18 protein-coding genes are annotated in these 20,727 nt (G+C 61.7%); 12 read left to right on the top strand and 6 right to left on the bottom strand.

Annotated features, from left to right (window positions below):
- Positions 1-58 precede the first annotated feature (58 nt).
- A complete protein-coding gene (locus tag PVE73_RS21845) occupies positions 59-961 on the top strand; it encodes a LysR family transcriptional regulator (RefSeq protein ID WP_277364262.1) in 903 nt (300 codons plus the stop codon).
- Positions 962-1,094: 133 nt separating this feature from the next.
- Here PVE73_RS21845 and PVE73_RS21840 read toward each other — a convergent pair whose 3' ends face one another.
- The 3 genes from PVE73_RS21840 to PVE73_RS21830 form a co-directional block, all read right to left on the bottom strand.
- Positions 1,095-2,069, bottom strand: coding sequence for a fatty acid desaturase (locus PVE73_RS21840; protein WP_277364261.1), 975 nt, complete (start codon positions 2,067-2,069; stop codon positions 1,095-1,097).
- A 67-nt stretch (positions 2,070-2,136) separates the two neighbouring features.
- Positions 2,137-3,498 (bottom strand): sulfatase-like hydrolase/transferase, encoded by a 1,362-nt coding sequence (locus PVE73_RS21835; protein WP_277364260.1) that lies wholly within the window; start codon positions 3,496-3,498, stop codon positions 2,137-2,139.
- 131 nt (positions 3,499-3,629) lie between these two features.
- Positions 3,630-4,523, bottom strand: a complete 894-nt coding sequence (locus PVE73_RS21830; protein ID WP_277364259.1) for a LysR family transcriptional regulator — start codon at positions 4,521-4,523, stop codon at positions 3,630-3,632.
- Positions 4,524-4,720: 197 nt separating this feature from the next.
- Here PVE73_RS21830 and PVE73_RS21825 point away from each other — a divergent pair, with 197 nt between their 5' ends.
- The 11 genes from PVE73_RS21825 (at position 4,721) to PVE73_RS21775 (ending at position 17,772) form a co-directional block, all read left to right on the top strand.
- The gene (locus tag PVE73_RS21825) at positions 4,721-6,073 is read left to right on the top strand and encodes an extracellular solute-binding protein (RefSeq protein WP_277364258.1); all 1,353 of its coding nucleotides are present in this window, start codon (positions 4,721-4,723) and stop codon (positions 6,071-6,073) included.
- Between the two features lie 6 nt (positions 6,074-6,079).
- Positions 6,080-7,045 (top strand): sugar ABC transporter permease, encoded by a 966-nt coding sequence (locus PVE73_RS21820; RefSeq protein ID WP_277364257.1) that lies wholly within the window; start codon positions 6,080-6,082, stop codon positions 7,043-7,045.
- A gap of 1 nt (position 7,046) precedes the next feature.
- Positions 7,047-7,877, top strand: coding sequence for a carbohydrate ABC transporter permease (locus tag PVE73_RS21815; RefSeq protein WP_277364256.1), 831 nt, complete (start codon positions 7,047-7,049; stop codon positions 7,875-7,877).
- A 10-nt stretch (positions 7,878-7,887) separates the two neighbouring features.
- On the top strand, positions 7,888-8,958 hold the full coding sequence (ugpC, locus tag PVE73_RS21810) for a sn-glycerol-3-phosphate ABC transporter ATP-binding protein UgpC (protein ID WP_277364255.1): 1,071 nt from the start codon (positions 7,888-7,890) through the stop codon (positions 8,956-8,958).
- A gap of 11 nt (positions 8,959-8,969) precedes the next feature.
- Complete coding sequence (locus PVE73_RS21805) at positions 8,970-10,481, top strand: sulfatase (RefSeq protein ID WP_277364254.1); 1,512 nt, start codon at positions 8,970-8,972, stop codon at positions 10,479-10,481.
- A gap of 621 nt (positions 10,482-11,102) precedes the next feature.
- Positions 11,103-12,608, top strand: a complete 1,506-nt coding sequence (locus tag PVE73_RS21800; protein ID WP_277364253.1) for an ABC transporter substrate-binding protein — start codon at positions 11,103-11,105, stop codon at positions 12,606-12,608.
- The gene (locus PVE73_RS21795) at positions 12,595-13,623 is read left to right on the top strand and encodes an ABC transporter ATP-binding protein (RefSeq protein WP_277364252.1); all 1,029 of its coding nucleotides are present in this window, start codon (positions 12,595-12,597) and stop codon (positions 13,621-13,623) included. Before PVE73_RS21800 ends, PVE73_RS21795 begins: the two co-directional genes overlap by 14 nt.
- Positions 13,620-14,624 carry an ABC transporter ATP-binding protein gene (locus tag PVE73_RS21790; protein ID WP_277364251.1) on the top strand — a complete coding sequence of 335 codons (1,005 nt, stop codon included), beginning with the start codon at positions 13,620-13,622 and terminating at the stop codon, positions 14,622-14,624. The genes PVE73_RS21795 and PVE73_RS21790 overlap by 4 nt, the downstream gene beginning before the upstream one ends.
- Positions 14,624-15,559, top strand: coding sequence for an ABC transporter permease (locus PVE73_RS21785; protein WP_277364250.1), 936 nt, complete (start codon positions 14,624-14,626; stop codon positions 15,557-15,559). Before PVE73_RS21790 ends, PVE73_RS21785 begins: the two co-directional genes overlap by 1 nt.
- A 1-nt stretch (position 15,560) precedes the next feature.
- A complete protein-coding gene (locus PVE73_RS21780) occupies positions 15,561-16,439 on the top strand; it encodes an ABC transporter permease (RefSeq protein ID WP_277364249.1) in 879 nt (292 codons plus the stop codon).
- Between the two features lie 70 nt (positions 16,440-16,509).
- Positions 16,510-17,772, top strand: coding sequence for a Xaa-Pro peptidase family protein (locus PVE73_RS21775; protein ID WP_277364248.1), 1,263 nt, complete (start codon positions 16,510-16,512; stop codon positions 17,770-17,772).
- A gap of 277 nt (positions 17,773-18,049) precedes the next feature.
- On the opposite strand, the gene PVE73_RS21770 is transcribed toward PVE73_RS21775, so the two are convergent.
- The 3 genes from PVE73_RS21770 to PVE73_RS21760 are packed head-to-tail and all read right to left on the bottom strand — an operon-like array spanning position 18,050 to position 20,725.
- On the bottom strand, positions 18,050-18,919 hold the full coding sequence (locus PVE73_RS21770; RefSeq protein WP_277364247.1) for an ABC transporter permease: 870 nt from the start codon (positions 18,917-18,919) through the stop codon (positions 18,050-18,052).
- Positions 18,906-19,838 carry an ABC transporter permease gene (locus PVE73_RS21765; RefSeq protein ID WP_277364246.1) on the bottom strand — a complete coding sequence of 311 codons (933 nt, stop codon included), beginning with the start codon at positions 19,836-19,838 and terminating at the stop codon, positions 18,906-18,908. Before PVE73_RS21765 ends, PVE73_RS21770 begins: the two co-directional genes overlap by 14 nt.
- Complete coding sequence (locus tag PVE73_RS21760; protein ID WP_277364245.1) at positions 19,835-20,725, bottom strand: endonuclease/exonuclease/phosphatase family protein; 891 nt, start codon at positions 20,723-20,725, stop codon at positions 19,835-19,837. Before PVE73_RS21760 ends, PVE73_RS21765 begins: the two co-directional genes overlap by 4 nt.
- Positions 20,726-20,727: the final 2 nt, after the last annotated feature.

Raw genomic sequence — 20,727 nt, 5'->3', positions numbered from 1 at the left:
ATGTATATCATCTTATTTTGATTTTTGGATCGAAGAATACCAATGTGAGGAGGATGCCTTGCGCAGACTCGACAATATCGACATCCGCCTTCTCAGGGTTTTCGTGGCGCTGGCGGATGCGCGCGGTTTCGCCGAGGCGCAGATCGCGCTCAACCTCTCCCAGCCCACGCTGAGCACGCATCTGGCGGAGCTCGAAAAGCGTCTAGGTGGGCAACTCTGCCACCGCGGGCGCCAGCAGTTTCGCCTGACCGAGCTCGGCCAGGCCACCTACGATGCCACCCTGAAACTCTTCCGAGACCTCGACGATTTCACCCAGCGCGTGGCGTCGGCCACGGGCGGGCTCTCGGGCCGCCTGCGGATCGGTATTTCCGACGGCACCTTCACCAGCGAAGAGCTGGGCGTGCAGAGGGCGATCCGGGCTTTCCTGCAACCGGGCATGGACGTCTTCATCGACCTGTCGCTGGGCACACCGGCGGAGCTGGAGCGGCAGATCGCCGATGGCGAGCGCGATATCGTCATCGGTCCCTTCTCGCAAAAGGCCCCGGGGGTCATCTACCGCAGCTTCGCCAGCGAGCCGCATCTTCTCTACTGCGGCGCGGGCCATCCGCTCTTTTCCAAGGTGGACACCGCGATCGGTCGGAAAGACATAGAGGATGCACGTTTCTCGGTACGCAGCTACCGCCACTTCGACGATCTTTATTTGGTCGGCCATCCGCGCGCCGGCGCCTCTGTGGTGCATATGGAAGCGCAACTCATGCTGATCCTCTCCGGCCATTTCATCGGTTTCCTGCCCTGCCATTTCGCTGAACGGCATGTCGCGGAAGGCCGGCTGCGCGCCATAAAGCCCAAGAGCTTCGGCTTCAGTTCCGTGCACAAAATCGCTCATCGCAAAGTGGATGCTTCGCGTGTTCTGGTGACGGCATTTCTCGAGACGGCCCGCTCCGCACGCACCACCGGATAAACTATGGAGTGCATGGGCGACCGAATAGAAGGCAACTCCATTTTTATTCGGTCGTAAGCGCTGTTGGACTGATGTTCCCTGCGCCCGCTTTGAATGTCGGTCACCCCCTGCCTCACCATAAATCGTGATCCGTTCAGTCGAGAATCGCGGGGTGCAGTTTACGATCGACGAAATAATTGGGATCGCGCGTCTGCTCCACGAGGGTCGGTATGATCTCGCGCCACGCCGCCCAGAAACCCGGATAGGCGAGGGGCATCTGGCTCTTCAGTTCCCGATACAACGCGGGCAGCGCATAGAAGGGCACCATGGGGAACATGTGGTGCTCGATATGGTAGTTCATGTTCCAGTAGAGGAACTGCAGGACGGGATGCGTATAAACGGTACGCGTGTTGAGCCTGTGATCGTTCACATTCTCCGGCATTCCGGTGTGCTGCGTATAGCTCATCCAGGCATGCAGCCAACCACCGGATATCTTGGCACCCAGCGTGAGTATCAACGGAAACCACTGCCCGTATGCCAGGCCAAGGGCCGCAAGCAGGGCATAGAAGCCGAGTATCGCCCGTGCCGACCAGATGATCTTCCGACGTTCCTCGACGGGGGCCTCTTCGCGGATGACGCGCGGGAGTGCGCCGATGGCGTATCGTCCCATCAACGCGAAGGAGTTCAGGAGGAAGGGGATACGGAAGAAGTCGAGCGCCAGCTTTCCAAGGCTCGGCGGACGCTCGGTCTGGATCTCGACATCCGCGCCCGTCTCGTAGGTGTGCGTATGGTGCTTGGTATGAAGCCAGCGATCGGAAAACGGCTCCTTCACGGCCAGAAGGCCGGCGATCCAATGCACGGTTTCATTAATCCAGCGCGTTCGGAAGGGCGTGCCGTGATGGGTCTCGTGCTCCAGCGAGGCCAGACAGCCGAAGACAGCGCCATAGGCGATGTAGGCCAGGATACCCGGCGCCGCTCCCCACCAATAGACCGATGCAGCAGCAAGCAGAGCGAGCATCACCCCGTATGCACCGATGTGGACGAGCGCCTTGCCGTCGCTCCGCTTCATCAGCCGCTTCAGCGTCTTCTTATCGATGTCGCATTGATGCCATGCGGTGAAGTTCGACATCATCGGCCCTCCATCTCGTTCGTCTTCGACGTTCGATTTTCCCGGACTGGTCAGTGCCGGCTGGCGTTCAGGGGGTCCATTTCTGCTGCAGATCAAGAAGATCTGAGGGGCGCATCCGGTATTGCCGGGAATCGCGCTCCGCCGCGTTGAGGATCTCCGGCCGATGGTCGTCCTCGATCTCGGCTATCCACGCTAGAAGCCGCTGCTTCAGCCCGTCCGCGACCTCCCGGAAGGCGGACATGCCGGCGAGGTTGACCATCTCGTAAGGATCGCTATCGAGATCGTAGAGATAGCTCTCGCGATAGACATCCGATCGCGGGGCATCCTGGCGATACTCGGACGTGACGCCGTATTTCCAGCGGTGCGTCCGCAGCGCCCGGCCCGTTTCCGTCTCGCTGATCTGGAAGAAGAGGTCCTGCCGCCAGAGCGCGCGGGCATCGCGGATCACGGGGACTATGGACTGGCCGACCATTTCCTCAGGCGCCTCAAGGCCGGCGGCGTCGATAAGGGTGGGGGCGACGTCGACGGTGCTGAACAACGCCCGTACCTGCCCGCCCGCGTCGAAGCCCGGTCCTGTGATCATCGTCGGCACGCGCACGGCGCTTTCATGGCAGGAGCGCTTGTACTCGTCGTTCCGCGTCTTGAAGTGGCAGGCATGGTCGGACGTGAACATGACGATGGTGTTGTCGAGCATGCCCAGGCTTTTCAGAGCGTCCATCAGCCGGCCGAAGGCCTCATCGAGCCGCTTGACCATCCCGTAATAGCCGCCGAGATGCCAGGTGCTGGTGCCCTTGAGAGTAGCGAGATCTGGCGGGGTCCACTGCGTGGCCGTATAGGCCTCGCGGTAGCCGTCGGGCGGCGGATAGTCGTCGATATGGTTCTGGTGATGCGGCTCCAGGAACGATACGAACAGGAAGAACGGCTCCTGCTGATGCGCGTCGCAATAGCGGATTGCCGCGTCGGTCAGCGCGTCGATGCGATAGCCGGGGAGTTTTTTTCTGTTGTTGTCTTCATCGAACAGCACGGCGTCATAGGCGTCGGAAACGAACTCCAGGTGGTTGGCTGCAAGCCAGCTCTGATAACCACCGCGCAGATGCTTCGGTACCGGGTCTTTGCCGGCCAGGTGCCACTTGCCGATATAGCTGGTGGCATAGCCGTTGCGACCAAAAACCTTTGCCATCGTCTCCATGTCGTCGGGCAGAGGAATTTCGTTGCGGAAGACGCCGGTTTGCGTGGCGAAGAGCCCGGTCTGCATGGCTGCGCGTGCCGGGCCGCACAGCGGCTGGCAGGCAAAGGAGTGGTAGAGATGCGTGCCGGCCCGGGCGAGCCGGTCGAAATTCGGCGTGAGCCCCATGGGATTGCCGTGGACCCCGGTCGTGTCGTGCCTCTGCTGGTCGGTAAAGAAGATGATGACGTTCGGCTTGGCCATGGCAATCTGGAGTCTCCGAAATAGGTGTGCCCGTGCGGACGCAAGCCGTCCGCTCGTCAAAAGCATAGGCGAGGCGTATAGGCTGGAAAAATGATATATGATGCGATGTTCTATAACCTGTAGGAATGCCCTTACGTGTAGGGTGCTGTCAGCTCCTTCAGGATTTCCAAGGCACGTTGCATGATGGAATAGTTGCGCAGTGAGCTGCGGAACCATGCACCGGATGCGAACCGCCAGATGGGCGCTTCGAGCCTGAGCATGACGAGCCCTTCGTCCTCCGCCAGTTCCCGCACCAAGGTAGAGGCGGCCGTCAGATATTCGGTGCCGCTGACCACGCGGAAGCTGGCCAGCAGGGAATCGATCTCCATTACGATTCTTGGTTCCGGCAGGATGTGGTCCGCGCAAAAGGAGCGCAGCCGGCCGGTCATCAGCGTATCGCGCTGGTAAATCACCCACTCCCTTCCGCCGAGATCGGTGGCCGTCACGCGGCCGCTGTTCGCCAGGGCGCTTTTCCTGCAGGCATAGGCTGTAATCTCGACCTTCAGGAGGGGATGCGTTTCGATGCCTTCGGTGGGGACGCTCAGGAACGCGCCGAGGAGCAGGTCCAGATCGCCGTCGACGAGCTTTGGCAGTGCGTTGCCGGCCACTTCGAAGGCGAGCACGAAGCGCGTTGCGGGGAATTCGGTGCTCAACCGTTTGACGAGATCGGGAGCGATCGCCGCATGATAGGCCGAACCCGCAGCGATGCGGAACTCGCGCAAGGCGCCCCGGTTCAGCAGCCGGATTTCCTCATGCGCCTGTTGATAGTGCATCTCGATGGCCCGCGAGCGCTCGAGCAGCATCTTGCCTGCCGTCGTCAGCAGCATCCCGCGCGCGGTCCGCTCGAAAAGGATGGAGCCGCATTCCTGCTCCAGACGACGGATCGTCTTCGTCAGGGCCGGTTGCGTGAGACCGATCTTGTCAGCGGCGGAGGTCAGGTTGCCCTCCCGCGCAACCGCCAGAAAGGCGCGCAGATTGCGATCCATGTCATTCCCTATAGTTATCGATCGCAGTCGAGAATATCATTTTCCATACCCAAGGCCAGGCCATACTCTTTACGAACGCAATGGGAGGCAGATGAGAGCGGAGCGGCGCACAATCCTGTGCCGCGGCAACGCCGGGAGACATCCGACTGAATATAGGGCCTGTGGTAGGAGGGTCCGCCGAACCTGGGAGGAGAAGAATGAGAATAGGTCGCTTCAAGCGCAGCCTGCTGTCGGCTGCGATCTTTGCCGTGTTTGCGGCGGTTCCGGCGCAAGCCCAGGACAGCTTCCTCGACGTCGGCCAACAGGAGCCGATCACTATCCTCATCAACTCCTCGCCCTGGTATGCCGGTTTCGAGGCGGTGGTCGGGCTCTACGAGGAGCAGACGGGCAATCAAGTGGAACTCGACGTCACGCCTTTCGGCGGCATGCTGGAAAAGGCGCGCAACGCTGTCCGGGGCGCGCAGAGCCCGCAGGACATCCTGAACATCGATGCCGCGTGGACGATCGAATTCTACGAAGGCGGCTTCCTGAAGCCGCTGGCGGAGATCGAGCCGAGTTTCGAGCTGCCGGAGAACGTCTATACCTGCGGCGATTCCTACTACTGGAATGAAGAGAAGCGGTGGCGTACCTCCGAAGGCGGCGTGCTGCTGGCGGTGCCGCCCAACTGCAACACGCATGTTCTGGTCTATCGAAAGGACCTGTTCGACCAGGCAGCCCTTTCCGAGCCGAAGACCTATGAGGACGTGCTGCAAGCTTGCGAGACACTCCAGGATGAGCCGCGCCTCTATGGGTTCGTAACCCGCGGCGAGCGCGGCAACGGCATCCGCTTCGACTGGATGCCTTTTATGCTCGGCTATGACGCGAGCATCGTGGCGGATCCCGAGAACGGGGACTACACGGTCACCATCAACAGCCCGGAAGCGAAGCAGGCGCTCGACAAGTTCATCGAGATCATGACCACCTGCGGGCCGGACAATATAGCCGCCATCGGCCAAGCCGACATGATCCAGCTGATGGCCGCCGGCAAGGTGGCGATGGCGCAGTCGGTGATCGCAGCGTGGTCCAACTTCCAGGATCCGACGAAATCCGCCGTGGCGGGCAAGGTGGCGGCCGCCGTCAATCCCGCCCCCGAAGGGAAGGATCCCGGCGTCGTGATGGGCAACTGGCACTTCGCCGTCCCGAACAACATCCCTGAGGCGAGGCAGAAGGCTGCGCTGGCCTTCATGAAGTGGTTCCTCACCAAGGAAGCCCAGACGGCCTATGCGGAGGCTGGAGGCATCCCCGTCCGTTCCGACGTTCTCACCGAGCTTTCCTCCCAGCCGGAATATGCCTGGATGAAAGCCTACAACGAGAGCATGCAGAAGGCGCAGCAGGTGCTCGGCTACGCCGAAGGAGCGGAGGTCGAGCAGGTGATCGGCCTGCGCCTGAACCAGGCGCTGATCGGCGAGATGTCGTCGGCGGCGGCGCTCAATGCGGCGGCGCGGGAGATCCATGCCATATTCCAGCGCACCGGCCGCAACACCGGTATGCTCGAGCCGCTTCCGGAGTAGTCGCAGATGGCTGAAGCGCGTCAGATCGGAGCCGACGGCCGGCTCCGATCGACTGCCGCGGCGGCGGGCGACGAGGCCCCGGCTGCGGCTCGCCCGGGCCGCGGGACCGCCCACGATCGATGGTTCCGCTACGGCACCCTTCTACCGGCGGTAGTTCTGTTGCTCATGTTGACCGTCTACCCGACGGTCAACCTCCTGATGATGAGCGTGTCGACCATCGATTTCGTGCAGGGCGGCCAGGTCTGGAATTTCACGCCCGCCCGCAATTTCGGACGGCTCCTGAACGACCATGTTTTTGCGATCGCCCTCAAGAACACGCTGATCTTCGTCGTGGTCACGGTCGTCGCTGAAATGGTGCTCGGCTTCGCACTTGCGCTGCTGGTCAGCGGTGCGCCGCGCGCCAAGGGCATCGTCCGCACGCTCATGATCCTGCCGATCCTGGTGCCGCCTGTCGCCATCGGCAGCATGTGGAAGCTGATGTACAATTACGATTTCGGTATCTTCAACCAGGCGCTGGCGGTGTTCGGGGCCATGCCGCTCGGCTGGCTTTCCGACCCGCGCATCGCGCTCGCCTCCGTCATCCTGGTCGACATCTGGCACTGGACGCCCTTCGTCTTCCTCATCCTCTTCGCCGGCGTGGAGGGCCTGCCGAAGGAGGTGCTGGAGGCGGCCCGCGTCGACGGGGCGACGACCTGGCAGACGATCCGTAAGGTCATCATTCCGCTGATGATGCCGTCGATCGCGGTCGCTTTCCTGTTCCGCACGATCTTCGCTTTCAAGGTGTTCGACGAGGTCTACCTCCTGACGTCGGGGGGGCCGGGCACAGCCACCGAAGTGGTGAGTCTGCACCTCTACAAGGTGTTCTTCGAGCAGAACAACCTCGGCTATGGCGCGCTGCTCTCGCTCGTCATAATCGTGGCGATCGTCACCTTCCTGGCGACGGCACGCCGCTTCGCACCGGAGGCGCGCTGACATGCTTGCACTCAAGGGACGCGAATTATGGATCGGTTACGCGCTGCTGGCGCTTTCGATCCTTCTGGTCGTGCTGCCTTTCCTGTGGATCCTGATGACCTCGTTCAAATATCAGATCGACATCTACACGGGCGCCTGGGTGTTCACCCCGACCTTGTTCAACTATGCCGATGTCCTGTTCGGACCGCGTTCGGACTTCCTCACCAATGTCGGCAACAGCCTGATCGTGGCCGCGGTGAGCACCGTGGTCGTGCTGGTCATCGGCACGCTCGCCGCCTATTCGCTGGCGAAGCTCCCCTGGGCGCCTTGGATATCGAAAGCCTTCCTCGGCTGGATGCTGCTGTTCCACATGATCCCGGTGCTGACGATCGTCGGGCCCTGGTATCTGCTGTTTCAGGAGATCGGGCTCTATGCCACCCTCACCGGGCTTATCCTCACCCACATCACCATCAACCTGCCGATGACGGTATGGCTGATGATGGCGTTCTTCCGCGATATCCCGGTCGAGCTCGAGGAGGCGGCGCGCGTCGACGGCTGCCGCCGTGCTCAGGCCTTCCGCAAGGTGGTGCTGCCGCTAGCAGTGCCGGGGCTGATCGCGGCCGGCGTGATCGCCTTCGTCTTCAGCTGGAACGAGTTCTCCATCGCGCTGAACCTCACGTCCCGCGGCACGGCGACCGTGCCGGTGGGAATCGCGCAGTTCGCTCAGCAATATGAGATCCAGAACGGCCAGATGGCGGCGGCGTCGATGATTTCCACCATACCGGCCATGCTCCTCATGCTGTTCGGGCAACGGTTTGTCGTTCAGGGCCTCACCCTGGGCTCGGTCAAGTAGGGAGGCCGGAATGGCTTCGGTCGAAATACGCGCACTTCACAAGAATTACGGCTCTTTCCATGCCATCAAAGGCGTGGACGTGGATGTGGCGGATGGCGAGTTCGTTGTTCTCGTCGGCCCTTCGGGATGCGGCAAGTCCACCCTGCTCAGGACCATCGCCGGCCTCGAGGACATCACGTCCGGAGACATCCGCATCGGCGGCAGGGTCGTGAACGACCTGGAGCCGCGCGAGCGCGATATCGCGATGGTCTTCCAGACCTATGCTCTCTACCCGCATATGACCGTGCGGGAGAACATGGGCTTCAACCTCGCGCTCAAGAAAGCGCCGGCCGAGGAAATCGAGCGCAAGGTGCGGGAGGCGGCGGATATTCTCGGCATCGGCGGCCTGCTCGACCGCAAGCCGCGCGAGCTCTCCGGCGGCCAGCGCCAGCGCGTGGCCATGGGCCGCGCCATCGTGCGCCATCCCCAGGTTTTCCTGTTCGATGAGCCGTTGTCGAATCTCGACGCCAAGCTGCGCGTGCAGATGCGGGCCGAAATCCGCGCGCTGCACGACCGGCTCGGCGCCACCTCCATCTATGTGACCCACGACCAGGTGGAGGCGATGACGATGGCAGACCGCATCGTCGTGCTCGATCGGGGCGAGATCGCCCAGGAGGGCAGCCCGCTGGAGCTGTACGAGCGGCCTGCCAACCGCTTCGTCGCGGAGTTCATCGGCTCGCCGGCCATCAACCTGTTTTCCGGCGAGATCTCGGCCGACCGGCTGGTGCTTCCCTCCGATGGCGGCCGCATCGAGGTGACGCTCCCTGCGCCCGTTTCCGAGCCGAGGGTCGATGTCGGCGTCAGGCCGGAGCACTTCCGGCCGGTCGAGACCGGCGGCCTGCCCGGCGAGGTGCGCGTGGTGGAGCATCTCGGGGCGGAAACCTACGTGATCGTCGATGTCGGAGTCGGACAGAACGTCTGCTGGCGCAGTTCCGGCACACCCGACATCTCCGTCGGCGACAGGCTCAGGCTCGGTTTCGATCCGTCGAAAATTCATCTCTTCAGCGCTGCGACGGGTGCGCGTGTAGGTAGCATCCAATAGGAAATCTCTCCTTGAAAACGGTCTTCGTTCTCTTCGATTCCTTGAACCGCCATATCCTCGGCTGCTATGGCGGCACGCGCGTGCCGACGCCCAATTTCGACCGACTTGCCGCCCGCGCAATGGTCTATGACCGGCACTATGTAGGCTCGCTGCCGTGCATGCCGGCGCGGCGCGACCTGTTGACCGGCCGTCTCACCTTCCTGCACCGCAGCTGGGGGCCGCTGGAGCCCTTCGACAACGCCTTTCCGGAGCTTCTGAAGGAGAGGGGCGTCCACTCCCATCTCGTCACCGATCACTATCACTATTGGGAGGATGGCGGCGCAACGTACCACAACCGCTACTCAACCTACGAGTTCATGCGCGGCCAGGAGGCGGACGCCTGGAAGGCGATGGTGCAGCCGCCATGGGAGCGTCTGCGCGAAAAATATCACGAGCGTCAGCTCTCCTCGGGCGATGCGATCAGCAAGTACACGCCGTACGTCATCAACCGCGAATTCATCCGCAAGGAGGAGGATTTCCCTTCGGTCCAGTGCTTCGCGCACGGCTTCGAGTTCCTCGATCTGAACCGCGGCGCCGACAACTGGTTTCTGCAGATCGAGACCTTCGATCCGCACGAGCCCTTCTTCGCGCCCGACCGCTTCAAGGAGCCGTTCAGGACCGGGTGGAACGGGCCGATCCGCGACTGGCCTCGCTATGGCCGGGTGGACGAGCTTCCCGAAGAGGCGGAGGAACTGCGTGCCAACTACTATGCCACGGTGGCGCTCTGCGATCACCTGCTGGGCCGGCTGCTCGACTATTTCGACGAACACGACCTCTGGAAGGATACGGCCCTGGTGGTCACCACCGACCACGGCTTTCTGCTCGGCGAGCACGATTTCTGGGCCAAGAACCGGATGAATATGTATGAGGAGATCGTCCATATCCCGCTGTTCATCCACGATCCGCGAGCACCTCAATGCGGACGTACCGGGCGCCTTACCCAGTCGATCGACCTGGCGCCCACCTTCCTTGACCTCTATGGCGTCGAGCCGCCACCGGAGACCGAAGGAAAATCCCTGCTCAGGGACGGCGAACGCGAAGCGGCCATCTTCGGCTATTTCGGCGGTGCGGTGAACGTAACCGACGGTCGCTACACTTATCACCGCTTCCCGGAAAGGCTCAGCGAGCAAGAGATCTATCAATACACGCTCATGCCCACGCATCTGGCGCAGCGCTTCACCCCCGAAGAGCTTGCCACAGCAACCTTGACCATGCCCTTCGGCTGGACGAAGAAGGCGCCACTTCTGAAAGTGCCGGTCATCGAGCGCTCCCCCATGTACGCGAACTACGGCCCGGGAGCGCTGCTTGAGAGCGACACTCGGCTTTACGATCTCGAGAAGGATCCAGGTCAAGAAGCTCCGTTGGTCGACCCGCGTACGGAGAACCGCATGATTGCGCTGATGCGCGAGTTGATGCTGCGCAACGAGGCTCCGCCGGAAGCTTTCGCGCGGCTCGCCATCGATGGGCCGGAACCGGTGGACTAGCGGGATACACCGACCGCCTTCGTCCTGTTCAATTCGCTCGACCGATTGGCGCTCGAGTGTCGCAACAATCCTAACTCGCTGCGTCACAGGGCTTCTGCGGCAGATCGGGCCCGATAGTCTAGGCAGATCGACCGAGAGCGCAGACGAAGACGGTCCTCAACCGCCTAGTGAGCTTAACGACACGAAGCGCGTGACTGCACAGCTGCGCCGGCGCTCCGCCGGGCGGTAAATGAGATCAGATCAAGAGGTTCGGCCACGGTGCTGGCGACCCGTCCGAACTTGGTAGTTGCCGAGCGCGGCCGCGGAGCGTGGGGCACTTCCTTCCCGGGCGATCACAACGAACGCCCTGATTGCATTCAGGAGGACTTCGCCAACCTCAGATCCCATTATTTCTCCAGCCTCTTGCAGCACGAATAGATCTATCGACAAATCACATGTCTCAATCGAATTAGTCGATAGCTGTCACGAAGCTGTGTCACGGCCGGTCAATAGTCGGGCAGTGCTTACTAAGCGCAAACTCGTGCTTGGAGTTTGAAAAAAGTTAATGGAGAGCTGTCCAAAATGGTCTCGATAACGCGACGAAATCTACTGATGGCGGGAGCGGCGGGCGGCCTCCTTGCCATGACCCAAGTACCTTCCGGGCATGCGCAGGACATCACGCGCAGGACACTCAAGGTCGGTATGTCGGGGTTCCCTCCCACCGTCGAACCCGTGCTTGTCACACATACGGCAACCCGGCGGGTTGTGTCGCAGATGTTCGACACGCTGATAGCCTTCGATCAGACTCCAAGGATGGCGCTGCGCCCGGCCTTGGCCGAACGCTGGGAGCGCGTTAGCGGGCGGGCGCTTCGTCTTTTCCTTCGCGAGGGCGTGACCTTCCACGATGGTGGCGCGTTCACGGCGGAAGACGTCGCCTTCAGCCTAAGTCCGCAGCACCTGCTTGGCCCCGATATGGCGGGAAATGCGACCGCGATGGAGACCCTGGAGACGATCGACAGGGTCGAGATCGTGAACAGTCATACCGTCATCATTCATACCAAAATCGAAGATGCACTGCTCGAGAAGCGGCTCGCGTCCTGGGGGGCGGAGATCGTGAGCAAGCGCGCGTTCGACGCTGCAGGCAGCTGGGACGTCTGGACGGAGGCACCGGTCGGCACCGGACCCTACCGCATCGTAAGCCAGACGCTCGACGTGGAAGTCGTCCTGGCCGCGCATGAGGACTATTGGGGAGGGCTGCCGCCCTTTGCCGGCGTCCATTTCCGAATTGTTCCGGAACTGGCCTCGCGGATGAATGCGCTCGTCGCGGGCGAGGTGGACTTCGTCACCGATCTTTCGCCCGACATGTTCGCGGAGATAGAGAAATACCAAGAACTCGAAATCGCCGGCGGCCCAGTTCAAAATATCCGTGCTCTGAACATCGATACGACCGGCCCGATCCTTGGCAAAGTCGGCGTCCGCCGCGCCCTCAGCCTTGCAATCGACCGTGAGGCCTTCGTCGGCGCGCTTTGGCAGGGCAGGCTTCACATTCCCAACGGCTATCAACTCCCCAGCTTCGGCGAAGCATATATCGAGGACTTTCCTGCCCTCGCATATGACCCGGATTTAGCCCGCCAACTCCTGCGTGAGGCCGGCTATGACGGTGAGACCATCACCTACAGATTGCTTAACAACTATTATCCGAACCAGGTCGCAGGCGCTCAGGCCATGATCGAGATGTGGCGCGCCGTCGGGATCAATGTCGAAATCCAGATGATGGAGAACTTCGCCCAGATAAAGACCGAACCGATCAACGCGATCTTCGACAGTTCCAACACGGCCACCTTCCCGGATCCGCTCGGCCATGCTTGGCGCGTATTCGGACCATCGGGGGTAAATGTCAGGGACGGCATCTGGAAGAATGAGGAGTATTTCAGTCTCGGCGAGAAACTGAAGGCGATTTCAGACCCGCAAGCACGCCGGCCGATTCTCCGCAAGATGCTCGAAATCACCAGCTACGATGATCCTCCCTGCGTGATCCTGCATGGCTCGGGCCAGTTCTACGCCAAGCGCAAGGACATCACCTGGGTGGCCGGGCAGACGCTCGATTTGGACTTCGGCCCGCTCAATCCTGCCTATGCCCAACAATAAGGGACGCAACCAAAGCCCTGCTTCGCCGGCGCTCATCACCATGGAGGAGCTGACCGTCGAATTCGATGGCGTTCGCGTCGTTCGTGGGATCGACCTCACGGTGGGCCGTGGCGAAGCATTGGGCGTCGTTGGCGAGTCGGGCAGCGGAAAATCGGTGACTTGGCTTGCCGCGCTCGGGCTGCTGCCAAAAACGGCGACAGTTTCGGGAAGCGTTCGCCTGGATGGAGAGGAACTCCTGCGAATGGAGGGCCCCCGGCTCGACCAGATACGCGGCGGGCGGATCGCGATGATCTTCCAGGACCCGGCGAGCGCGCTTAACCCTGTTATCCGCATCGGGCAGCAGATCGGCGAGGTCCTGGCGCGGCATCGCGGTCTTTCGGGACGCGCGATCCGCGCGGAGGCGAAATGTCTCCTTGATCTTGTCGGCCTGCCCGATGCGGCCCGCCGACTGGACGCGTTTCCGCATGAGTTGTCGGGCGGCCAAAACCAGAGGGTCATGATCGCGGCGGCGCTGGCCGGCGAACCGGATCTTCTCGTCGCCGACGAGCCTACGACCGCGCTTGACGCCACGATTCAGGCTCAGATCCTCGATCTGATGACGACGATCAGGCAGGAAACCGGGATGGCGCTGGTTCTGATCAGCCACGATCTCGGGGTCGTCTCCGAGACATGCGAGCGCATTATGGTTATGTATGGCGGCCGGATCGTGGAGACGGCGCCGGCCGAAGAACTCTTTGCGAGCCCGCGCCACCCATACACCCAGGGGTTGCTGGCGGCTCTCCCTTCATTCGAGAGGGATCAGACACGCCTGGTCCCCATAGAGGGGCAGGTGCCCGAGCCAGTGCATATGCCGCCCGGCTGTCCCTTTGCGCCTCGCTGCCCAAAACGCCTCGATGTTTGCGATGCGGCTGCGCCGCCACTCATCACGGCCGACGAGGGACGATCGTGTGCGTGCGTGGCGGCGGATGGTTTGTCAGCGGCCGCGTTGCGTGAAAGGGACAGAATCCCGGCATGACCAAAAACATTCTCGAACTTCATGGGGTATCGCGCAGCTATACGATGCGGCAAGGAGTCCTCGGCCGCAAAATTGCGGTCCATGCGGTTGATGACGTCTCCATTTCGGTTGAACAGGGGCGCACGCTGGCCCTTGTGGGCGAATCCGGATCGGGAAAGTCCACCACCGGACGGATTGCACTCGGACTTGAGCGCCCCGACCAAGGCAGAGTTACCTTTCGTGGCGCGGAGATCCCGGCACCGAATACGCTTGCATGGCGACGCATGCGGGCGTCGATGCAGATGATTTACCAGGATCCTCTTGCCGCCCTTAATCGGCGGCTCACCGTCGTGGAGCAGGTTCGGGAGCCGCTGGACATACACGCCATCGGGCCGGCGTCGGAACGGCAGCAAAAGGCGCTTTCCATGCTCGATGCGGTGGGCCTCGGTGTCGAGCTTGCAACGCGCTACCCGCATGAGCTGTCCGGCGGGCAGCGCCAACGCGTCGTCCTTGCCCGCGCGCTTGTCATGGAGCCCTCGCTGCTTGTATGCGACGAGCCGGTTTCGGCGCTCGATGTTTCGATCCAGGCGCAGGTCGTCAATCTATTGATGGATATTCAGCGGGACCTGGGCGTCAGCCTGCTCTTCATCAGCCATGACCTGAAGGTTGTTCGCCATGTAAGCCATCATGTCGCCGTGATGTATCTCGGCAACATCGTCGAGTGTGGAGAAACCCGTCATGTGCTTTCGCAGCCGGCACATCCCTACACCAGGGCGCTCGTTTCAGCGGTGCCGGTCCCGGGTCGGTGCCGACGGCAGCGGATCATCCTCGGAGGCGAACCGCCAAATCCCGCAGCAAGACCGTCGGGTTGTGCATTTCATCCTCGCTGTCCGGCAGCGCGCCCGATTTGCGGAAGCGTCCCTCCCAAACTGTCACCGGGTCCGGATGGCCGAAGCATCGCCTGCCATCTTGCACACGATGCCGCGTCCGAACAGGCGGTTCAGACGAAGGTCCTGAACTGATGGTGCGCTTCTTGGTCGTCCGTTTCCTTCGCGCTTTCCTGACTGTCGCGTTGGTCGTCACATTCGCCTTTGTTGTTCTGAGGCTTTCCGGAGATCCCGCGATCAGCATCATGGGAGACAACGCCCCACCCGAGGCAATGGCTGCTTTTCGCCGCGAATGGGGCCTCGATGACCCGCTCTGGCTGCAGTACTTTAAGTACTTTCTGGCGATATCCCGAGGCGAGCTTGGACTCTCGATGCGCGGTGGCGGGCCCGCTCTCGACCTTGTGCTATCGAGAATTCCCGCCACGCTCGCGCTGACATTGCCTGCGCTTTGCCTCAAACTTGCGATCGGCATTCCGGCGGGCGTCTATGCGGCGTTGCATCGCGATACGACCATAGATCGAGCGGTGATGGTTAGCGCCGTCGGCGGCTACACCGTACCAAGTTTCGTGCTCGGCCTCATGCTGGTGCAGTTCTTCGCCATCTGGCTCGGATGGGTACCGACCGGCGGAGCAGGCGGCTGGCAGCATCTAATCTTACCGATCCTCACGCTCGGAATTGGTGGTGCAGCAGTTCTTGCGCGCTTCGTACGAAGCGCGATGCTGGAGGTCCTCGGTCAACCCTTTATCCGCGCTGCGAGCGCCAGAGGCATCCCCTGGGCGGCGGTGGTGCTCGGCCATGCCCTTCCGAATGCCGCAATTCCCACAGTCACAATCGTCGGCTTTCTTGTCGGCAATCTGATCGCGGGTGCGGTCGTGGTGGAAAGCGTATTCTCCTGGCCCGGAGTAGGCAATCTGCTGGTGGTTTCGGTTACCGCGCGCGATCTGGCCGTCGTACAGTGCATTCTGCTGCTCATCACGATCGCGATGGTGCTGTCCAACCTCACCGTAGATTTCCTTTATGGCGTGCTTGACCCGCGTCTGCGCGGTGCCAGCGACGCTGGAGGACACTGACATGACCGCCCCTTACCTCGGCCCGTCCTACGGCAAAAAGGCGACCTGGCTGGCTGGAAGGGCCAAGCGCCGCACGATCCCCCTCCCGGTCCTCACTGGCATGATCTGGATCGGCCTCGTACTCCTGATTGCACTCAGCGCGGACCTGATCGCGCCGTATCACTACACTGCTCTCGATCTGGGCAACCGGCTCGCGCCGCCTTTCGACCCAACGCATTGGCTTGGAACGGACGAGCTTGGACGCGACATCCTTTCGCGGCTGATTTATTCAGTGCGGATTTCCCTGCTGGTCGCCTTTGGCGCGACACTGATCTCCGCATGCTTCGGCACGGCGATGGGATTTGCCGCCGCCTATTTCCGCGGCGCGGTCGAACAAGTGATCCTGATGCTTGCCGATTTCCAGGCTGCCATACCGTTCCTGATCCTCTCCTTGTCCGTCCTCGCCTTTTTCGGAAATGCGTTGCCGCTCTTCATTGGCCTGATGGGGCTCTACGGCTGGGAGCGCTACGCACGCATTTCCCGCGGGCTGGCGATTTCCGCAAACGCTCAGGGCTACGCCAGCGCTGTCCGCCAAACTGGCGCGGGACCGCTGCGGGTATATCTGCGCCACATCCTCCCCAATATCTCGTCTACTCTTATCGTTTCCATGACGCTGACATTCCCGGAAGTCATCCTCATGGAAAGCAGCCTTTCCTTTCTCGGTCTCGGCGTTCAGCCCCCAATGACAAGCCTTGGCAACATGGTCGGCTATGGTCGTGAGTATATGACACGCGCTCCCTGGATCATGTTTGCCCCCGCGATGCTTATCGTGGTGACGACGCTCTCTGTCAGCCTTCTGGGCGATTGGTTACGCGACAGAATAGACACCAGCTTGAGGTGAGGTCATTTCTTTGAATGGAATGGCCCGGCCGGACGATGCCGTATCTCTGCCTTCGGTGATCCCATCTCTCATGACAAGGGAATCAAGCTTCATGGGACTTCGACCTCTTAACCGCCAGCGGGCGCAAAATCTTATGCAGGCCGCCGGGTTGGATGGAATCGTTCTGATCCAACCCGAGTCGATCATCTACGGTGCGGGCGCGCGGCCCGGCAGTGCCGCAGGCTGGCGACGTGCGGGTGCCGCTTTTCTGATCGTACCCGCCGACGCGTCCGAGCCCATGACCGCAATCGTGGGTGATTTCTATGTCGAAGAATTTGGCGCCGCCTCGGGCATTGGCGATGTCGTGCCGTTCCCCGTTTGGGTCGATCTCATAGATATAGCATCGGTTCGGGGCCGATCGCTTGTAGATCGTCTTTCGGCCGCTCGTCCGTCGGAACAGGTGCGCGCGAAGCCCGCAACCTTTGACCGCGAAGAGAGCTTTTCCCTGCTTGCCGACACACTGGTCCGACGCGGACTCGGGGCCGCTCGTATCGGAACCGAGCACGCGTTTCTTCCGGCCTCCGATGCGGCGTGTTTCACCGACGCCTGTCCCAATGTCCGATGGTCCGACGCTTCGGGCCTCGTCAGTCGCCTTCGCATGATCAAGTCAGCAGAAGAGATCGAGCGGCTGAGCAGTGCGGCCCAGGCGGCCGAAGCCGGCGCGCGAGCTGCTATCGCCCATATCCGCCCCGGATGCACTGCTGATGAACTGTTCGCGATCTTTCGCCGCGCCTCGACACAGCGGGCAATCGAACTTGGATATCCCGATCCAGCCTATCCAGTCGGTACGATCACCATCGGGCCCGGCGCAACCGGCAAGGGCCGGCCGGCTGAGCGGGGCGACATCATCCGGCTAGACCTGGCCTGTGCGATCGACGGATACGTCTCGGATTGCGCGCGCACCGCCGTGTTGGGCCGCCCGAGCGAAGATCAGAAGGCGATCCACGAAGCCCTGCACAATGCGTTCGAGTCTGGTCTGGAACTTCTACGTCCAGGCGTCGCGCTCAAGGAGGTGCATGAGGCTGCCATGAGATCAATGCATGCGCAGGGCTTCGACATGTATTGCCGCGGTCATTTTGGTCATGGAGTCGGAGCGTCGGTCTTTGTCGAAGAATGGCCTTTCATTGCCGCCGACGAAACGACCGAAATCGAGCCCGGCATGGTCCTTTCTTATGAATTGCCTTGGTACGTTCGCGGTCTGGGCGCTTTCATGGTCGAAGATCAGTTCACGATCGGCCGGGAATCAATTGAAGCGTGTTGGGCGCTGTCGCGGGAATTGCTGATATGCGACTGAAGAAACCGATACGTCACTGATGGTCATGCATTTCTGATCGTCAGCTTCGATGCTCTGCGTCCGAAACCTGGTCGCCCCCGAAGTCATTCCCAACCTTTGCCGCTGCAGTCGATGGGCGTGACCTTGCCGAACAATCTCAGGGAAGGCGACGAACGCCCCCATCGCGCTCCCGCGGTTGGCCGGCGGCACGCGCTTCAGCGCTTCTGCGCCTGTGCAAAGAGCGGAAAACACCAGCGCGCAGCCTAGACCGGTAGCCAGCGCGCACCCGGAGGGGCAATTAGGCTGCGCCTCCAAGCCAGTCACGCAGCCAGTCCCCAAAAACAGAGATTGATAGCGTCGTTAGTACGATGACGCCGCTCGGTACGGCTGCGAGCCACCACGCGGTGAAGATGTGGTTGCGGGAATCGTTCACCATCAGGCCCAGCGAGGTGAGCGGGGGCTGCATACCCATCCCAAGAAAGCTCATTCCGGTCTCGAGCAAGATTGTTTCAGGGAAGTTGAGCGTCATCTGCACAAGCAGCGCACCTGCGATATTAGGCAGGATGTGGAGGAGATAGATGCGCGGTGTGCCGGCACCCAGCGCCCGCAGTGCATCCGCGTAACCTTTGGTCTCCGCATCCAGAACCAGGCCGCGCGCCAGTCTCGCGTAACGGTCCCAGCCCGCAAAGCCGACGACCAGGATGAGCAGCCAAAGGCTCTTGCCGAAAAAGCCGACGATGGTGATCGCGAAGATGAGGAAAGGGAGGGAGGCCTGGATGTCGACGATCATCATGATCGTTTCCTCCCACCAGCCGCGCAGTCGGGCGGCGACCATGCCTGCGATCACTCCGAGCACCGCACCTACCACCGTGCCGAGCAGGGCCACGAGAGCGGAGAATCGGATCGCGTAGATTGCCCGGCTCAGCACGTCGCGGCCGAGATGATCGCTGCCGAGCAGGAAGGGTGTGTCAAAGCCGAGCAGGGAAGGCGGTTGGAGGCGGAGCAAGGGCTGCTGCTCCGCGTAACCGTAGGGGGCAAGAAACGGTGCGGTAAGAGAGACAACGAGAATGAGCCCGATCCAACCAGCGGAAAATGCCACCAGCGGCGGAAAAGCAGCAAGGCGTCTCGTAAACCGCGGGGAGACGCGTACGGCGTCAAATACGGCCATTTCTGCCCCCCTGCATTCTTGGATTGAGGAAGCCATAGAGGATGTCGACAATGAGATTGGCGGCCGTCATGGCCACGGCAAAAATCATGACAAGCGTCTGGGTCACCGCGAAATCGCGCATGCCAACGGTGTCCACCAGAAGCCGTCCGATCCCCGGCCACGCGAAAACCTGCTCGACAATGATCGAGCCGCCGATGAGACCCCCAACCGTAAAGCCGATGATGGTCACGACAGGGATGGCCGCGTTGGGGAGCACGTGGCGGAGGATGGTTGCTCTATAACTCTCCCCGCCTGCCATGGCCGCGCATATATAGGGTTTCTCCAGCACGTCGAGCACCGCCGCCCGGGTAAAGCGGGCTATGACGGCAGCACCCGAGAAGCCGAGGGTAATGACCGGCAGGACGAGATGGGCCGCGGTGGCACTTCCCGAACTGGGCAGCAGGCGAAAGGCCAGGGCGAAAATATAGACCAAGGCGATGCCGAGCACGAAATTCGGCAAGCTGTAGCCCAGTGTGGAAACCATCATCAGCGCCTGGTCCGGCCATTTGCCCCTGTTCAGGGCGCAAATGATCCCGGCGGGGAGTCCGAGCGCCAGCGTCAGCGCGAATGCGATTGTCGTGAGCTGGAGCGTAGCCGGGACGCGCTCCAAAGCAACGACAAGCGCCGGCCGGCTGTTGGCGATCGACACGCCGAAGTCGAACTGGAGCAGGTTTTTCATATAGATCAGGTACTGCGTGAAGATCGACTGATCGAGGCCCCAGCGCGCTCGGAAGCGTTGGATGATCTCCTCCGTCGCGTTGTCAGGGAGAAGCTGGCTCGCCGGATCGCCGGTGAGCCGCATGACGATGAAGGTGAAGGTGAGCACCGCCCACAACGTAAGAAGCGCGCGGCCGAAGCGAACAAAGATGAACCCGGTCATCGCGCGTCCGGCTCGGAAAAACGGACCACCAACGGCTGATGGTCCGAAGCGTCGGCATCGCGCAAGACGTCTGCTCCTTCGATTTTCGCGGCGAGGCCGGGCGTGACGAAGATATAGTCGATCCGGGAGCCGGTCTTGTTCTCCCAATCGCAGTAGAAGGTTGCGCCATCCTCCTCATTGTGTCCTGCGGCGAGCCAGGCATCCACGAAGCCGTCATTGCGGTGAAGTCGGCCATACATGCGGTTTTGGGGGCCGGCGATGACCGGATAAGCGGGCCCGTCCGGCGTCATATTGAGATCGCCCATGAGTATCGCTTCGGCAGGCACGGAAGGTGGCGGGTTCTCAAGCCAGGAAATATCGGGATGGTCGCCGCTGGAGACCGGCCCATCGGACTGAGCCCGGCGATGCAGCTCAAGCGCGAACTGCGCATGGGCGATGCGCTCTTCGTCCGCCAGGTGAGAGAAGTGCGTGGAGTAGACCCTCAAGGCCCCGATTGGTGTCTTGATGGTGGCCTCGATAATGCCGCGCTGGATGGAATGGGCGTTGACCGGGCTGAGCTTGCCCGGAAAGAGAAAGGTGCGCGTGGTCAGGATCGGCCAGCGCGACAGGATCGCATTGCCGAACTGGCGGCGCCGGTTGTGCGCCCTGCCGTCGGCATCGATCCAGCCCTTATGGATATCCACCGTCGCTCCATAGACCCAGTAATAGGAGCGCAGTCGCTCGGCGATCGCTTCCACCTGATGCAGGTCGCCGGACCGCTTCCAATACGCCTCCACCTCCTGCAGGCCGATGATATCGGCATCGGCCACGGTCTCTGCGATGCGCCCAATATCGTAGCGGCCGTCGCGGCCTTTCCCGTACTGGATATTGTAGGTCATGATGCGCATCG

The sequence above is a fragment of the Chelativorans sp. AA-79 genome (assembly GCF_029457495.1).
GTDB lineage: Bacteria > Pseudomonadota > Alphaproteobacteria > Rhizobiales > Rhizobiaceae > Chelativorans.
The sequence above is the reverse complement of the archived record's forward strand: the minus strand, read 5'-3'. Positions and strand labels throughout refer to the sequence as shown.

Coding starts and splice junctions, on each gene's coding strand:
- PVE73_RS21760 (WP_277364245.1), bottom strand. CDS start 20,725: ATGCGCATCATGACCTACAATATCCAGTACGGGAAAGGCCGCGACGGC.
- PVE73_RS21800 (WP_277364253.1), top strand. CDS start 11,103: ATGACCCAAGTACCTTCCGGGCATGCGCAGGACATCACGCGCAGGACA.
- PVE73_RS21830 (WP_277364259.1), bottom strand. CDS start 4,523: ATGGATCGCAATCTGCGCGCCTTTCTGGCGGTTGCGCGGGAGGGCAAC.
- ugpC (WP_277364255.1), top strand. CDS start 7,888: ATGGCTTCGGTCGAAATACGCGCACTTCACAAGAATTACGGCTCTTTC.
- PVE73_RS21775 (WP_277364248.1), top strand. CDS start 16,510: ATGACAAGGGAATCAAGCTTCATGGGACTTCGACCTCTTAACCGCCAG.
- PVE73_RS21840 (WP_277364261.1), bottom strand. CDS start 2,069: ATGTCGAACTTCACCGCATGGCATCAATGCGACATCGATAAGAAGACG.
- PVE73_RS21820 (WP_277364257.1), top strand. CDS start 6,080: ATGGCTGAAGCGCGTCAGATCGGAGCCGACGGCCGGCTCCGATCGACT.
- PVE73_RS21835 (WP_277364260.1), bottom strand. CDS start 3,498: ATGGCCAAGCCGAACGTCATCATCTTCTTTACCGACCAGCAGAGGCAC.
- PVE73_RS21765 (WP_277364246.1), bottom strand. CDS start 19,838: ATGACCGGGTTCATCTTTGTTCGCTTCGGCCGCGCGCTTCTTACGTTG.
- PVE73_RS21815 (WP_277364256.1), top strand. CDS start 7,047: ATGCTTGCACTCAAGGGACGCGAATTATGGATCGGTTACGCGCTGCTG.
- PVE73_RS21790 (WP_277364251.1), top strand. CDS start 13,620: ATGACCAAAAACATTCTCGAACTTCATGGGGTATCGCGCAGCTATACG.
- PVE73_RS21825 (WP_277364258.1), top strand. CDS start 4,721: ATGAGAATAGGTCGCTTCAAGCGCAGCCTGCTGTCGGCTGCGATCTTT.
- PVE73_RS21770 (WP_277364247.1), bottom strand. CDS start 18,919: ATGGCCGTATTTGACGCCGTACGCGTCTCCCCGCGGTTTACGAGACGC.
- PVE73_RS21785 (WP_277364250.1), top strand. CDS start 14,624: ATGGTGCGCTTCTTGGTCGTCCGTTTCCTTCGCGCTTTCCTGACTGTC.
- PVE73_RS21780 (WP_277364249.1), top strand. CDS start 15,561: ATGACCGCCCCTTACCTCGGCCCGTCCTACGGCAAAAAGGCGACCTGG.
- PVE73_RS21795 (WP_277364252.1), top strand. CDS start 12,595: ATGCCCAACAATAAGGGACGCAACCAAAGCCCTGCTTCGCCGGCGCTC.